Here is a 14117-nt window from a genome sequence, read left to right on the forward strand (position 1 = left end):
ACTCTTGCTATATGTTTATAATTTAATATATTAAAATAACTATATGAAAGGAGCACATTACCATGAGGCCGGCAGAACTTGATGTCACGTTAACGCTTTATAATCTCACCTGCAATACCCCGGAAGATAGTGGCGGCGATGAGCCATACATGTGGATATTAGGGTTTAAAGTGGATGCCGAAACAATTGGTCCTCCACTTCCGGGATCTAATTCTATCTTACCGAATTTCGGTGTAAAAGTATTTCAGGGCGTTCCTGCTTTCCCTAACCTGCTTGGTCCTGATGAATCTGTTGGCGCTGATCCAACAAATCCGATTCCTATTCCTGCTGCTCTCGGCACACGCTCGTTCCGCCTCAAGCCTGCGCTGTTGCCCCTTGCCGGCTGGTTTCCTGGCATTGCTGGCATTGTGAGCCTGTTGTGGGAGAAAGACAACTTTGATCCGGGAACTGCAGAGGCTGGGCACAAAAAATTTAATGAGTTGTTTGGCCCTGCCTTATCTACGGAAATTACCAACCTGATTAATGGAGGTTTTGATGAGGCACTTTCGAAAGATGCAAATGGCAACGCCACGCAGCTGCCGGCAGAAGGCCCGTCGCTACCCTGGCGCCTGTCCAGGCTCCGTGATGCTGCAGGCAGAAAGAATGCCGTTAAAGCAATTACTAATAAAGTAAAAGAAGAAATTATCAATAGTATAAAAGATGCCATTACTGATGAGGCAGGTCTTGACGAACTATTTGATCCTGATGATATGCTTGGAGTAGACGCGGCAGTATTTCTGGGAGACGAGCTTACAAATACGTCAACCTTTTCTTTATCATTTACGGATGACGAAGCAGATTATACTGCAAAAGGTTTCGCTATCGGGGCCCGGGTACATGTGGCGAGTCTGATATCTACAGTAACAAAGGTAGAGCGTACGGTTGACAAAGATTTAGGCCTTTGGTTGCGGGTTTGCTGGTTCGATTACAAATTGTATTGGGCACATGCTTTTAAGCTTGTAACTACCACTAAGTTTGAATTGAAGAACACTGTCGGGGAACTCCCTACCTCAGTACGCTGGTTTTTAGACGATACTCCACTAACTGCAGGCCAGGGCAGCATCTCTGTTGTTTACGAGCCGGTGGATATCTATGCCGGCCCCCCGCAGGATGCTCTGGCATCTTATTATACTGGCGGGCCAGGTTTGCTTTCATATAACGCAACAGGCTCTGCATTGGAGGTGACTAACCAGGGTGGCAATGGTGTGTTTTATGGCAAGGTTAGCGTTTTATATGCTTATGCAGGCGACCCATCACTGTCACCCCCTCCACCACCAAGGCCAATCAGCGAACTTCTGGCGCTTGGCTACGAACAAGAAGCCGAACTGGGCATAATGGCTGTTGAGTTGGAAATGAATGAAGCCTATAATGAAGATATAAAGCGCTGCAAGCGCGTAGTAAGTGAGATAGATCAAAAACATATAGCCGTAAACATGGGCAAGGCAGTCATTAACCCGGGTGATCCTCCGCCGTACAAACAAGCGCTGTTAGACCGCGTTACGTCAGCAGCGAACCTTGCGAATGCTGTCGGACTTCGCATAGGAACCCAGCAGAACATGAAAGTTCCCTCTTTACGTCAGAATCAGTAACGCTGCCCTCTCACGGTGCCGGAAAACTCTCCATATTACTTCTCTGAAGTATAAAGCTGAGGTATAGCTATTTATATTCCCGATAATTATCGAGTTCTCGTTAATTAATGGCAGGAGACATCAGACATCGGCAATTCCGGGCAGAAGTATCGTAAAGACAACGGAACCAAAGTATAAAAGAATGCCTCTTAACCCTAAATTACAGAAACTGCTGGAAAAAACGTATGCACCGCAGGAGCGCTTCGATAGCAAATTTTCGGATAAAGACATCACCTACATCACCAATGAATCTGGCGAGCCGGTTACGCTTTTTATTGGCAGGCGGCAACAGGACGGCAGTATAGCAGGAGAACGCTATGTGCGCCGTATTATAAGGGAAGCCAACAGCTCAGGCATTGCCAGAAGCCATTGGGAATTAAAGGGGAAAGTCAGCCGCGGAAATTAGGATTCCAGATCTTCCAGGTCAAAATCTTTGCCTTTGCCATACTTGATGAGATCGTGCAGGTAATAAATATCCAGCGTGGTTAAATCCTTTACGCGGTACACCTGATCTTCAGGCATATCTATCACCTGAAACTCAAATTCCTCTCCATAGTTGCGCAGCCGGTACTTTTTGCCTTTGCGCAGGTTGTCAATCGATAGTGGCATGATGCGGTATTAAGTATAAATCAAGGTACAGATGGAGGCACAACTTGCCGGAAAAATCAGCAAAGAATAGTAACCAGATTCCCCGCTTTTGAGGAGCGGTTAAGGATGGCTTATTATTTATTTCCGATAAGTTCTGACGCTGGCTATATGTACCGGCAAAATAAACTAAAAATACAAGATGGCGGATCAGGAAAATGATTTTCATGAGCAAATGTATACTTGCGTCCGTCACCTGTTCATACTTGATTCATGCGGCACAGTTACAAAAAATAAAGCCCGGCTGTAAACCTGCAGCCGGGCTTTATTTTTATCAGTACTTCTACTGCACGAATTTACCAGAGAATGAAGTATGCCCCGCCGCCGCTTTTACGACGTATAGTCCGGCTGTCAGGGGCTGCACCGGAATGGTAAGCCTGCCGGCCGTATCAGCCAGCGTAGATTGGTGGTTGAGAATAACGTGTCCTTTTGCATGTGCCAGCACAAGCTGCATGGCGCCTGTACTTACATGCTGATAATTAACATCCAGGACTGAAGTAGCGGCATTGTAGTATACTTGACTTATACTGCTTGCTGCCGCTTTAATTGGCTGCAGGCTAATTGCCTTTACATTCAATTTTATCTTTATACAAGAACAAAGTATAGCCAAAGGCATTTATGGTTAATTTTACATGCCGCCGTATAAAAGCAAAGGTGAAGCAGGTAGAATATAAGTGAGGATGATGGGTTTGGGATTACTTATACTTTGTTATACTTTATGCATGCAGACGGGATGATAAACTTTGATCAGGTATGTTAGAGATCATATATGAAGATGCGCAATATGTGGCCATCAACAAGCCGAATGGACTATTGGTGCACCGTACCCGCATTGCCGAAGAGAAGAAAGAATTTGCACTGCAGCTGCTTCGCGATCAACTTGGTTATCACCTTTATCCTGTTCACCGGCTGGACCGCGGCACCTCCGGCGTGCTGTTGTTCGCTAAGAGCGCTGATGCTGCCGTACCCCTGGTGAATGCTTTTAAACTACGGGAAACAGACAAAGTATATTTTGCTGTTGTGCGGGGTTATTCACCGCTTGAGGATACTATAGACAGCCCTATCCGGCCGGATAAAGATCATAAAGCAAAAGCACCGCAGGATGCCGTAACACACTATACCCGCCTGGCTACCGTTGAGTTGCCCATACCTGTGGGCCGCTATGCTACTGCCCGGTACAGCCTCGTAAAAGTGAAGCCCGAAACGGGCCGGATGCACCAGATACGAAAACACTTTGCGCACATCCGGCATTATGTTATCGGGGATAAACGGCATGGCGACTGGCGGCACAACCGCATGTTTCTGGAGGAATTGCACAGCCCTGCCCTGCTGCTGCATGCAGCCCAATTGGTTTTTGAGCACCCTTACACGGGCCGGCCTGTAAGTATAAAAGCGCAGTTTCCGGACAACATGCGCCGCCTTTGCCGGCATTTTGGCTGGGGCGATGTGTTGCTACAGCAAAGTGAGTTGCCGCAGCCGGTACCGTTTAATACTGATGAAGCGCCCGTTTTGCCATTTCTACCTGCATGTGCGCCACCAGATCATTGTGATAATCCGCATTGATTACCATCAGCAGGTAAGCCATTGGCGATAAGCGCCAGTCCTGCACTACTTCTCCTCCCCTGGATCGGAACACGACTTTGATGTTCTCACGTAGCGGCAGGTGCATGGAGGTGCACACTTCTGTGGCCCGTTTTAGGGCCTGGAGCAGATCTTCCATACTTTCGCAACCCTTCCGGCTTAACATATCGCTGGCATAAAAGGTAAGGTTTCTGTCGGCCAGGCTGTCAACAAAATCATCTATGGGGCTGTGGTACCCCGAACGCTCTAAGGAAACTATCATAGCTGGTAAAATGCTTAACTTCTTCTCAATCTCATATTTTATACTTGTTCATCCTTTACACCTGGGCTGTGCGGGCAGCCTGCATGTCGCGTAGCTGCTGCAGCAGGTTTTTCTCTTCGTCCGTCAGGTTTGTCGGCAGAGCCACTTCTATTTTTACGTACAAATCGCCGTGCTTGTCGGTTTTGCCATAATGCGGCATTCCTTTTCCGCGCAGCCGGAGGGTTTTGCCATTTTGGGTACCGGCCGGAATTTTGAGCTTCAGCTGGCCACTCAGCGTATTTACCTGCGCATTGCCACCAAGTATAGCCGTAAACATGTCTACAGTAAGCGAGGTGTACAAATCATCTCCTTTGCGCTCAAAGCGCGGGTCCGGATGCACCCGGATGTTGATGTATAAATCGCCGCTGGCGCCTCCGCCCGCAGACGGGCCGCCCTTTCCATTGATGCGCAACGTCTGCCCGTCGGTTACGCCGGGTTTGGTTTTAATGCGTAGCTGCTGGCCATTTACGTTCAGTAAGCGGGCTGTACCTTCATAGGCTTCCTGCAGCGATATGTCCATCTCTGCCTGATAGTCCTGCCCCTGCGCGGCTCTGCCGGTGTGGTGGCCTCCGAACCCTGCAGCACGTCCCCCGCCGCCAAAAAACTGTTCAAAAAAGTCGGAGAAACCGCCGCCTGCGCCCCCAAACATATCACCATAATCCCCCTGCGCATAGCCGCCCGGCTGCCGCTGGTACTGGCCTCCGCCTGCATTCTGAAACTGACGCCAGTTGGAGCCGAGCTGATCGTACTGTTTGCGTTTTTCTTCGTCGCCCAGCACCTCGTAGGCCTCACTAATGTCTTTAAACTTTTCTTCTGCGCCTTTATCGTTTTTGTTTTTATCAGGGTGATATTTTTTTGCCAATGCACGGTATGCTTTCTTGATATCAGCTTGAGAGGCAGATTTCTCTACGCCCAAAACTTTGTAATAGTCTTTATAGTCCATGCTATTGTTAGATTTTATTTTGCGTAAGTATAAATGACTTCCTTCTGATATTTAACGGATGTTGAAATTTAGAGGTTTACATCCTCATCCTAAAACAAAAAAGCACCGGGCTCTCCGGTGCTTTTTTGTTACTTATTGTGCAGCTAAATTTATATGGTATCGGTTACCACCAATAAGGCATAAATAATGCCCGGTATTATGAACAGCAGCCACAGGATGATGCTGATCCAGAAGGAAGTATCGATGCCGTCGTGCAGGAACACAGCCAGCGGCGGCAGCAGAATGGCCAGGATAATTTCTATAATAGAGGTACTGTTCGCGCCCTGGTACATAGCTTCTTTCACTTCTTTTTTCAGCTCTCTTTTTTCAGCCTTCGTCATAGAAGCCAGCTTTTCTTTGGCCATAGCCAATGCCTCCGCTTCTGTAACTGTTTTTACCTCTGCTTTAGGTGCTACCGTTGCGGCTGCAACCGGAGCTTTGGCTGGTGCAATGGTTTTTTGTGGTACTGCTACCGGAGCGGCCGCGGTACTGGCCTGCAACACAGGCTCTTCTGCTGTGGCAGCATCCTTTTCCTGGGCGGCAGCCAGGGCTACTTCAGCTAAGGTAGGCGCTGCAACTTCTGCCGGAGCAGGCTTTTGCTTCACCTGGTTATAAGCTTCCGTCTTGCTGGGTGCATATTCATAATATTTAGCTGAGTTACATGCAAACAGCAATTGCCCCATAATCAGGACCATAGCCAGGTTCAGTAAACTTTTCAGTTTCATAGTTTTAAGGATTAAGTTAATAAATAATTTAAGGTGAATCTGTACAATGCCAAGCATAGTCATTCTTGATTGAATACTCTTTAAAGTCTGATTTTGTTGTGAATTTTACTTTTAAAACGTTATATATGGATTTCATTTGTTAGTACCGGGTGCAGCGCCGGTTTGCACTAGTCCCGGTTGCAAAGCTGTTTTTAGCTGAAGCCTGATGCTTTCCCAGCGGGATTGATCGCATTCAGGAAAACACTGGTTTACTTCCAGCTCAATCCCCAGGTATTGATCATCCGTAAACTTCCGGCGCAGGTACGCCGGCAATCCATCCGCTACGCCCAGGTAAGGATAATTGAAACGTACCTGCAAGCCGGTATCCTGTTTCAGCAGTTGCGCTTTCCAGTTTTTACAGAAGTTTTTTTCGTCTTTTCGCTTTGGGTCAAACAGCAAACCGATATCAGCGTGGCGCTGTTCTCCGTTCAGTACCGGCGTAAAGGTATGTACGGCAAGATGCAGCACCTGCCCGCCTGCCTGCACGAGTTGCTCCACCGTTTGCAGCACGCTGTTCCGATAAGGATAGTAGTATTGCTGAAGTATAAATTCCTTCTCCGCCTGAGGCAGCGCTTTTGTAAACGCAGAAAAAATATTCCTGTGATGCAGCGACCGGTTCAAATCTACCAGAAGGCGCGACGTTTCAGAGAAAAAGCTGGCTTTTGCCATATCCTGCAGATCATGAAAAAGCGTTAAAGCGCCGATGTCGTAGCCCAGATGCGAGGCCAGCACCTGCTCCTGTCCCTCAAATAAAACACGGAAAGCAGCCGGCACGTGGTTGCCGCCATGCTCACATGTCAGCAGGAGGTTCAGCATACTTTTTCAGGTATAAACATTTTACCTTCGCTGAGGCAGACGGCAAGCTGTCTGTATACTTGCCTGATAGCTGCTTCCGAAGGGTTTGTGCCCACTGCCTCTAAAATGCGCTTCGAGAGGTTGCCCCTGGTAAGTATAGTATCCAGCGCCTGCGCCACCTCCGGTTGCCCGTTCAAATCCGGCAGCTGCGCCGCTAAATGATTCCATAGCGTACCCGCCGTAGTATGTGCATTATCGCTGAAGCCAAAGCATCTTACAAATTCTTTGTCTGTGAGCACCGTTTCCTGGCCATCCTTTATCACACCGAGCAACACCGTGGCCAGCCTGTTCTCGTCCCATTGCTTTAGTTCATCTATACTAACCCATCGCTCCGCTGCCAGGGCTTGTATTACGGCCACGACCAGTTGCAATACCGCTATATCCGCCAGCGGACATTCCTGAATATCCAACAGGCGTATTTCAATGGCATTGCGGCTGAAACGGGCAATCGCGCCGCGCGAGTTGAGGAATTCGTCCTGCAGAATACCCTCCGGATCATAAGGCGCCATGTCGTTGTAGATGGGCTGCAGAATCTGCTGTTCGTAAGCCTGCCTGCTGAAAACCGCCTCCGGAATGATTTTGCCGGCCACACGCGGTATTTTATCCTGATTATGGCGGTATACTTCCAGCCGAGTATCCTGGTAACCGCTGATATTGCCGTCCAGGATTGGCGACGAGGCACTAAGGGCCGGAATAAGGGGCAAGACGAGCCGGATGGCAGCGTGCAGCTTTTCAAACTCCTCATCTCCGCTGAAAGGCAGGTTCAGGTGCGTGCTCTGCAGATTAGCCCAGCCATGCCCCCGGCAATCGAATACGCGATTGTACGCTTCATATACGGCGTTGTGCTCATGTGGCCACAGCCTGGTTTCAGTAAAGGGATTCATGAGCGGGTGCGCGCCCGAGGGCAGCAGACAAGCGTTATACTTTGCTAGCATCCGGTTTATTTTGCGCACATGCTCCTGAAACCGGAGGTACAGTCCTGCCAGCGATTTTACCGGCCCCTGCGTTTTAAGTTCCACCACGTGCAGCACCAACTCATTGCTCCAGGCAATGTCGCCAAATTCCACGTCTGATACGTACGCACCTGCTTCGTCATAAATCAGCTTATCGGCAAGGGGCGCTACCTGCAGCGTATCCGCGTGTACGATCATGTATTCCAGCTCCACGCCATATCCTTCGAAGAGGTGCAGGGGCTTTGATGGATTATTCATTCGGGTCGGGCTTGTTTATGGTTGTCGATGCGGCGCTTGATGGACTTGATAATGGCCGTATACAGATCTTTTTTCAGAATTTTGTCTTCGCACCCGGCATCTATACTTGGATTGTCGTTTATCTCGATGACGTAAGCTTTGCCATTGATGTCTTTCAAATCCACGCCATATAAGCCATCTCCAATCAGGTTAGCGGCTTTCAGGGCCGTATGCAGCACATGAAACGGCACTTGTTCAAAGGCTACTGTTTCGCCTGCCCCTTCCTCGTCCTGCTTCTTTTTACCATTCCAGTTATAGATCTGCCAGTGGCCTTTTGCCATAAAATACTTGCAGGCATAAAGCGGTTGCCTGTCCAGTATGCCGATGCGCCAGTCATAATCGGTGGGTGTGTACTCCTGCCCGATGATGAGTTCGGAATCTTCGAGCATCCTGTCCAGTTCCTGGTGCAGGCTCGCGTTGTCTTTGGCTTTCACAACGCCCATCGAAAAGGAGCTGTCCGGCTTCTTCAGTACGCAGGGTAATCCCAGTTCTGCCTCCACCTGATTCCGGTTATCTTTGTGGATGATCATGGTTTTGGGGACGGGCACTTTCGCTTTGGCCAGCAGCTCGGCCAAGTATACTTTGTTGGTGCAGCGCAATATAGAAACCGGATCGTCTATCACCACCAGCCCCTCGGCAAAGGCTTTGCGCGAAAAGCGATAGGTATGATGGTTTACGGCCGTCGTTTCGCGAATAAACAGTGCATCGAACTCAGCCAGGCGGCGGTAATCGTCTTTGGTGATAAGCTCGGTATAAAAGCCCATACTCTCGGCAGCCTCTACAAAATGCTGAATAGCTCTCTCGTTGGAAGGCGGCGCTTTTTCCATCGGATCTACCAGGATGGCCAGATCATAGATTTTGCGCGTAAGCCTGACCCCGGCAAAACGGTGGCGCGCAAAGTATGACCTGGCAAAATCGATCATGTAGCTGCGGTGATCTTCCGGCACTTCGTTTACCGGTATAGGCGAAATGCTCTGCAGCACCCAGGCATCTTTGTACACAAACTGCGCGCGCAGCAAGGGAGCCTGAAATAAATCGTGCAGCTGTTTGCTGAGCTTCTCATACTTTTTAGCCAGGTTCTGCCCGAAGTATATACTTAAGGTGAAAGTTCCGGAACGCAGGCTGCCCAGGCTTTTCTGGATCAGTTCATCTATCTCTACTGTAATCGCCCGCACGATGGTAGGACTTTTCAGATCCTGCATGGTGGTTACGCTGGGGATGGCTTTGTGGCCCCGCGCTTCTGCCAGCAGCGATACATAATAGCCGGCGCTTTGGTAACGGTAAGAGCGGCAAAGGTTAAATATCCGGGCGTTTTTGATGTCAGTATAAGCGGTATCTGTCAGGTATTTTTGTGCCGCCACCACCTCTACCTCTTCCAGTGGCACCTCCCAGTCGCGGAGGTTGTCCACTACAACAATTTTGCGCATGTTTATACTTGCTGAGGTTCTTTTGTAAGCGGTTGTATGGCCAGCAGGTTCGCATCGAAGGTGGCCAGGCCCAGCATGATGGCATTTATCAGGTGCGAAGCGCTTACTTCATAATAATTGTCTTTGGAGTAAGGATTTTCACGGTACGGATCAGCAACAATTATCTTTTTCTGATCTTCTCCGAAGCCGCACAGCACCACGAAATGCCCCACCGGCAAACCGCTTACATCGTCATAAACCGAGTTGCCGTTCTCATCCGTTGTTTCGCGGGCGCTTAGATATAAATAAGTAGCGCTAAGCCCCGTAAGCAGCGGAATGCCGCGCTCCAGGTACTCGCGCAGCAGCGCTTTGGTCAGGTCGCGGCACTTTATTTCGCCGCCCAGCCGCAGGAAATCAATGTAAGCCTGTGTGGCGCGTAGCAGTTTCCTCCCTTTTTTTACCTCCGCCTGCTGTTCCAGTCTGTGGATTACCTCTTCGTTGCTCAACCCAATCCAGGTGGGGTCGAAAACATGTAAATTGTAAGTATAAATGGTGGCCCTGTAACCGCGCCGCAGCGCATGGCAGGCCAGCAGCACTTCCAGCGTGCCGCCTTCGTCCAGGTAAGGCACTTCTTTGATGACCTCCCCGAGCGAAATAGGATCTTTGAAATACCGGTATACGGCGTGCAGACTGGTGGGGCCGCAGGTAGAATCGTCGGGCTGGGTATGTATCTTTATCGGAATCACGGGCTGGCAGCTTTATCTTCGTAAAAGAACCAATGTGCCTGTTATACGTGGCCGGAAGTATAAGTTTTATACTTTGCCGGAAAGTAAAATGCAGCTAAGTGCACACAGGCCTTTCGCAGACCAGCGGGAAAAGCACCCGGATGCCTTTTGCCTGAACCTATGCTCCATTTGCTGAATCGTGATTGAGATTATACGCCCGTTATATGTAGTATCTTTCTGCGCAGGTATGATTTCCGCTGACGATTCAGAATGGCGTGAAATTAGTTTATACTTACCGATTCAGCAACAGGCGATAGGCTTCTTCCACGCGTTCAAAGTTAAATTCCTGCAGCAGCTTGTCCATTTGTGCGGCAACCTGCCCGTTGCACAGGTTGCCGATGCTCCCCTCGTGCGTGTGCGTTACAGAAGCGGGCACCGCAAAAGTACCTGCTTCTATACTTTGGCCAACTGCTTTGTAGGCATCCCGAAAGGCTGCGCCATCCAAAACAAGCGCGTTTACCGCGTCCACGCTGAACAGGTATTTATACTTCTCTTCTTTTAAAATGTCTTGCCTTATTTGCAGCTGCGGCAGCACATAGGTCAGGATGCCAAGACAATCCTGCAGCTCCCGGAAAGCAGGGAAAAGCGATTCTTTGAGCACCTGCAGATCGCGGTGATAACCGGAAGGCAGGTTCACGAGCAGCATCGCTATTTCAGTGGGCAGTGCCTGCAGCCGGTTGCACTTGCCACGCACCAGTTCCAGCACATCGGGGTTCTTTTTGTGCGGCATAATGCTGGAGCCGGTGGTCAGGGTGTCAGGCAGACTCACAAAACCAAAGTTCTGACTCATGTACAGGCACAGGTCCATGGCCATTTTAGCCAGCGTTGCCGCCACAGAGCCTAGGCCGATACTCACTATTTTCTCGGTTTTGCCACGGCCCATCTGGGCGTATACCACGTTGTAGTTCATCGTTGCAAAACCCAGCAGATCCGTGGTAAGTTGGCGGTTGAGCGGAAACGAGGAGCCATAGCCGGCAGCGGAACCCAGCGGATTTTTGTCCGCGATTTTGTAAGCCGCCAGTAACAGTTGCATGTCATCCGTCAGACTTTCAGCATAGGCTCCGAACCACAGGCCAAAAGAAGAGGGCATGGCTACCTGCAGGTGCGTATAACCCGGCAGCAGCACATCCTTGTGCCGCTCACTCAGTTGCTGAAGCTCTTTGAATAGCGCATTAACTTGCTCAACAATGTTTTGCAACTGGCTCCTGAAGTATAACTTTAAATCCAGCAGCACCTGATCGTTGCGGGAGCGGCCGCTATGGATTTTCTTGCCAGCCTCCCCTATCCGCCGTGTCAGTTCCAGCTCTACCTGCGAATGAATATCTTCCATGCCTGGCTCTATAGCAAAAGCACCTGCTTCAATTTGCCCGTAGATATCCCTTAACTCGGCCTGCAAAAGTTCCAGTTCTTCTGCAGACAACAGCCCTATACTTTGCAACATACGCGTGTGCGCCAGCGAGCCCAGCACATCAAATGCTGCCAGTTCCATGTCGAGTTCCGGATCTTTGCCTACCGTAAACCGTTCGATTTCTTTTGCTGTATGGGTGTCTTTCTGCCAGAGTTTCATAGAGTATGGTGCTAATTTTTTAATGTGCTGGTGTGTTGATTTAAAATGTATACCTGAATTGTTGTGCCTAACCTACCACCCGCTTCAGCAGCTGAATATATAGCCCAATGCCCTCTTCGAGTTCGTGCAGGTATATGAACTCGTCTGCCATGTGCGAACGTCCCGAAAAGCCGGGCCCCATCTTAAGCGAAGGGATAGGCAGCAGCGCCTGGTCGGAAGTGGTAGGCGAGCCGTAGGTGGCGCGGCCCAGCGCTATGCCGGCCTGCACCAGCGGATGCGCCATCGGAATGGACGAAGGCTTCAGCCGCATAGATCGGGGTGTTACTGTCGCTTTTACGTGTTGCCTGATCACGTCCAGCACTTCTTCCATAGTATAGGCATCCGTCAGGCGCACATCTACGGTAAAGTGACAGGTATCGGGCACAACGTTATGCTGCGAGCCTGCCTGCACCATGGTTATGCTCATTTTTACAGGCCCCAGGTGCTCAGATTCTTTCGCAAATTTATACTCCTGAAACCATTTGATGTCCGGCAGCGCTTCATAAATGGCATTGATGCCCTCCTCGCGGGCGGCATGCCCTGCTTTACCCTTTGCTGTGCAATCCAGCACCAGCAGCCCTTTTTCGGCTACAGCGAGCTGCATTTCCGTTGGCTCCCCCACAATGGCAGCTTCCAGCTGGCCAAGTTCCGGTAGAATCAATTCCAGTCCATTTCTACCGGATATCTCTTCCTCGGCAGTGGCAGCCAGCACAAGGTTATACTTCAGATCTTCCTGCTCATAGAAATACAAAAAAGTAGCTATAAGCGCTACCAGGCAGCCGCCGGCGTCGTTGCTGCCCAAGCCGTACAATTTGCCCTCTTCTACAGCTGGCTTAAACGGGTCCAACGTCCAGCCTGGGTTTGGTTTCACTGTGTCGTGGTGCGAGTTGAGGAGCAGCGTGGGTAAATCGGGGTTAAAATGCCTGTTAAAGGCCCATACATTGTTTTGCTTCCGATGAGCCTGCATGCCATGTTGCTGCAGGAAAGTATAAATCACATCAGCTGTACCGGCTTCTTCCCTGCTGAAAGACGGAATCTGAATAAGTTGTTTCAGCAGTTCTACAGCTTTATGGTATAATTGCTGTTGCATCATGGTTGCAGATTTAAAGGTGCAGTTACCGGCACACCAGCTTTAGGAGAGCGGTCATCTTTATACCTGTTGGTCAAAGTTTTATACTTCATGCGATAATATGCTGGGAAATGCGTATTCGTGGGTTAACCCGAAAAGCTGCGCGCTGTTTATTTTTCTTTCCGATAGAGCTCTTCGGCTTTTACTGAGGAGGTTCTGATTCCTTTGATCATGGCCGAGCTGAAGCCATTGTGCTCCATTTCGTTCAGACCCGCAATCGTGCATCCTTTCGGTGAAGTTACCTTGTCAATCTCATTTTCGGGATGGCTGTTGAAGTGCAGCAGCAAAGAGGCGGCTCCTTTTGCTGTTTGCGCGGCCATACGCAGCGCATCTGCCGCGTGAAATCCGATTTCGGTGCCTCCCTGGGTTGCCGCACGGATGGAACGCAGGAAAAAGGCAATGCCGCAGGCGCAGAGGGCGGTGGCCGAAGTCATCAGTTCTTCTTCTATCTCGATGGTTTCTCCTACTGCCTCAAAAATCTCTTTCACCAGGGCCATGTTCTCTGTGGAAGCTTCTTTGCCGGCAATGCACGTCATCGATTCACGGAGGGCGATAGCCGTGTTAGGCATGGCGCGTATCACCTCCACCTGCTTGCCAATGCGCTGCACAATATCTGCTACCGTTACGCCTGTTACAATGGAAACAAAAAGGTGGCGCTGCGGATCAGTATTTCCGGCAACAGTGTCGAGCACAGCATCAAGTTGCTGCGGCAGGATGCTCAGGATGATAAGATCTGCACCGGCTACAGCACCCGCATTGTCGCTTGTAACCTGGAAGCCCTGGCTGCTCATGCCTTCCAGCAACTTCACATTCCGGCGGGTGAGGGTAATATCCTCCGCTCTATACTTACCTGCCGCCACCATACCTTTGGCTAAAGCTATTCCCATGTTGCCACCTCCCAGGATGGCTACTTTTTTCTTTTCTGAGCTCATGTTAGTTTTTCTAAAGCTTTTCTATCCTTTAAAGGGTAGAGCGGCATAGGTATCGTTATTCTACTGTAGGTTGTTTGTAGGGCCCTTGGCTTCGGCTTAACCTCCCTTCAACCAGGATCCTTTACAGGATGACAAAGGAAATGACGGACGGAAAGTATGCTACAATTATATTATGCTCTACCTGTGGTTTATACCTGATTGATTATATTGGCTT

General features: G+C 49.7%; 15 protein-coding genes. 3 read left to right on the top strand and 12 right to left on the bottom strand.

Annotated elements, in window-relative coordinates; genetic code table 11:
* Positions 1 to 62: 62 nt before the first annotated feature.
* Both I2I11_RS09810 and I2I11_RS09815 read left to right on the top strand, forming a co-directional pair.
* Positions 63 to 1628, top strand: a complete 1566-nt coding sequence (locus tag I2I11_RS09810) for a hypothetical protein (RefSeq protein WP_196267531.1) — start codon at positions 63 to 65, stop codon at positions 1626 to 1628.
* 181 nt (positions 1629 to 1809) lie between these two features.
* The gene (locus tag I2I11_RS09815; protein ID WP_196267532.1) at positions 1810 to 2073 is read left to right on the top strand and encodes a hypothetical protein; all 264 of its coding nucleotides are present in this window, start codon (positions 1810 to 1812) and stop codon (positions 2071 to 2073) included.
* Here I2I11_RS09815 and I2I11_RS09820 read toward each other — a convergent pair.
* Both I2I11_RS09820 and I2I11_RS09825 read right to left on the bottom strand, forming a co-directional pair.
* Positions 2070 to 2276 (bottom strand): hypothetical protein, encoded by a 207-nt coding sequence (locus tag I2I11_RS09820; protein WP_196267533.1) that lies wholly within the window; start codon positions 2274 to 2276, stop codon positions 2070 to 2072. The two genes, I2I11_RS09815 and I2I11_RS09820, sit on opposite strands and share 4 nt — an antisense overlap.
* 319 nt (positions 2277 to 2595) lie before the next feature.
* A complete protein-coding gene (locus I2I11_RS09825; RefSeq protein ID WP_196267534.1) occupies positions 2596 to 2889 on the bottom strand; it encodes a hypothetical protein in 294 nt (97 codons plus the stop codon).
* Between the two features lie 176 nt (positions 2890 to 3065).
* On the opposite strand from I2I11_RS09825, the gene I2I11_RS09830 reads away from it, so the two are divergent.
* Positions 3066 to 3875, top strand: coding sequence for a pseudouridine synthase (locus I2I11_RS09830; protein ID WP_196267535.1), 810 nt, complete (start codon positions 3066 to 3068; stop codon positions 3873 to 3875).
* Here I2I11_RS09830 and I2I11_RS09835 read toward each other — a convergent pair.
* The 10 genes from I2I11_RS09835 to proC form a co-directional block, all read right to left on the bottom strand.
* Positions 3799 to 4155 (bottom strand): hypothetical protein, encoded by a 357-nt coding sequence (locus I2I11_RS09835; protein WP_196267536.1) that lies wholly within the window; start codon positions 4153 to 4155, stop codon positions 3799 to 3801. The genes I2I11_RS09830 and I2I11_RS09835 overlap by 77 nt on opposite strands.
* Before the next feature lie 55 nt (positions 4156 to 4210).
* Complete coding sequence (locus I2I11_RS09840; RefSeq protein ID WP_196267537.1) at positions 4211 to 5137, bottom strand: DnaJ C-terminal domain-containing protein; 927 nt, start codon at positions 5135 to 5137, stop codon at positions 4211 to 4213.
* Positions 5138 to 5286: 149 nt separating this feature from the next.
* Entirely contained in the window at positions 5287 to 5901 is a 615-nt protein-coding gene (locus I2I11_RS21270) for a YqaE/Pmp3 family membrane protein (RefSeq protein WP_230680044.1), read from the bottom strand.
* Between the two features lie 132 nt (positions 5902 to 6033).
* Positions 6034 to 6756, bottom strand: a complete 723-nt coding sequence (locus I2I11_RS09850) for an N-formylglutamate amidohydrolase (protein ID WP_196267538.1) — start codon at positions 6754 to 6756, stop codon at positions 6034 to 6036.
* The gene (locus I2I11_RS09855; protein ID WP_196267539.1) at positions 6750 to 8006 is read right to left on the bottom strand and encodes a carboxylate-amine ligase; all 1257 of its coding nucleotides are present in this window, start codon (positions 8004 to 8006) and stop codon (positions 6750 to 6752) included. Before I2I11_RS09855 ends, I2I11_RS09850 begins: the two co-directional genes overlap by 7 nt.
* Positions 8003 to 9472 (bottom strand): RimK family protein, encoded by a 1470-nt coding sequence (locus I2I11_RS09860; protein ID WP_196267540.1) that lies wholly within the window; start codon positions 9470 to 9472, stop codon positions 8003 to 8005. The genes I2I11_RS09855 and I2I11_RS09860 overlap by 4 nt, the downstream gene beginning before the upstream one ends.
* A gap of 2 nt (positions 9473 to 9474) precedes the next feature.
* Positions 9475 to 10197 (bottom strand): peptidase-C39 like family protein, encoded by a 723-nt coding sequence (locus tag I2I11_RS09865; RefSeq protein WP_196267541.1) that lies wholly within the window; start codon positions 10195 to 10197, stop codon positions 9475 to 9477.
* A gap of 271 nt (positions 10198 to 10468) precedes the next feature.
* Complete coding sequence (gene argH, locus I2I11_RS09870; RefSeq protein ID WP_196267542.1) at positions 10469 to 11803, bottom strand: argininosuccinate lyase; 1335 nt, start codon at positions 11801 to 11803, stop codon at positions 10469 to 10471.
* Between the two features lie 67 nt (positions 11804 to 11870).
* Complete coding sequence (locus tag I2I11_RS09875; RefSeq protein ID WP_196267543.1) at positions 11871 to 12935, bottom strand: M20 family metallo-hydrolase; 1065 nt, start codon at positions 12933 to 12935, stop codon at positions 11871 to 11873.
* Positions 12936 to 13081: 146 nt separating this feature from the next.
* Positions 13082 to 13903, bottom strand: a complete 822-nt coding sequence (proC, locus tag I2I11_RS09880) for a pyrroline-5-carboxylate reductase (RefSeq protein WP_196267544.1) — start codon at positions 13901 to 13903, stop codon at positions 13082 to 13084.
* Positions 13904 to 14117: the final 214 nt, after the last annotated feature.

The sequence above is a fragment of the Pontibacter rufus genome (genome assembly GCF_015694705.1).
In the GTDB taxonomy this organism is placed as follows: Bacteria; Bacteroidota; Bacteroidia; order Cytophagales; family Hymenobacteraceae; genus Pontibacter; species Pontibacter rufus.

Bases quoted from the DNA above. Each gene is read 5' to 3' on its own strand.
- I2I11_RS09810 (WP_196267531.1), top strand. From the start codon at position 63: ATGAGGCCGGCAGAACTTGATGTCACGTTAACGCTTTATAATCTCACC.
- I2I11_RS09815 (WP_196267532.1), top strand. From the start codon at position 1,810: ATGCCTCTTAACCCTAAATTACAGAAACTGCTGGAAAAAACGTATGCA.
- I2I11_RS09820 (WP_196267533.1), bottom strand. From the start codon at position 2,276: ATGCCACTATCGATTGACAACCTGCGCAAAGGCAAAAAGTACCGGCTG.
- I2I11_RS09830 (WP_196267535.1), top strand. From the start codon at position 3,066: ATGTTAGAGATCATATATGAAGATGCGCAATATGTGGCCATCAACAAG.
- I2I11_RS09835 (WP_196267536.1), bottom strand. From the start codon at position 4,155: ATGATAGTTTCCTTAGAGCGTTCGGGGTACCACAGCCCCATAGATGAT.
- I2I11_RS09840 (WP_196267537.1), bottom strand. From the start codon at position 5,137: ATGGACTATAAAGACTATTACAAAGTTTTGGGCGTAGAGAAATCTGCC.
- I2I11_RS21270 (WP_230680044.1), bottom strand. From the start codon at position 5,901: ATGAAACTGAAAAGTTTACTGAACCTGGCTATGGTCCTGATTATGGGG.
- I2I11_RS09850 (WP_196267538.1), bottom strand. From the start codon at position 6,756: ATGCTGAACCTCCTGCTGACATGTGAGCATGGCGGCAACCACGTGCCG.
- I2I11_RS09855 (WP_196267539.1), bottom strand. From the start codon at position 8,006: ATGAATAATCCATCAAAGCCCCTGCACCTCTTCGAAGGATATGGCGTG.
- I2I11_RS09860 (WP_196267540.1), bottom strand. From the start codon at position 9,472: ATGCGCAAAATTGTTGTAGTGGACAACCTCCGCGACTGGGAGGTGCCA.
- argH (WP_196267542.1), bottom strand. From the start codon at position 11,803: ATGAAACTCTGGCAGAAAGACACCCATACAGCAAAAGAAATCGAACGG.
- I2I11_RS09875 (WP_196267543.1), bottom strand. From the start codon at position 12,935: ATGATGCAACAGCAATTATACCATAAAGCTGTAGAACTGCTGAAACAA.
- proC (WP_196267544.1), bottom strand. From the start codon at position 13,903: ATGAGCTCAGAAAAGAAAAAAGTAGCCATCCTGGGAGGTGGCAACATG.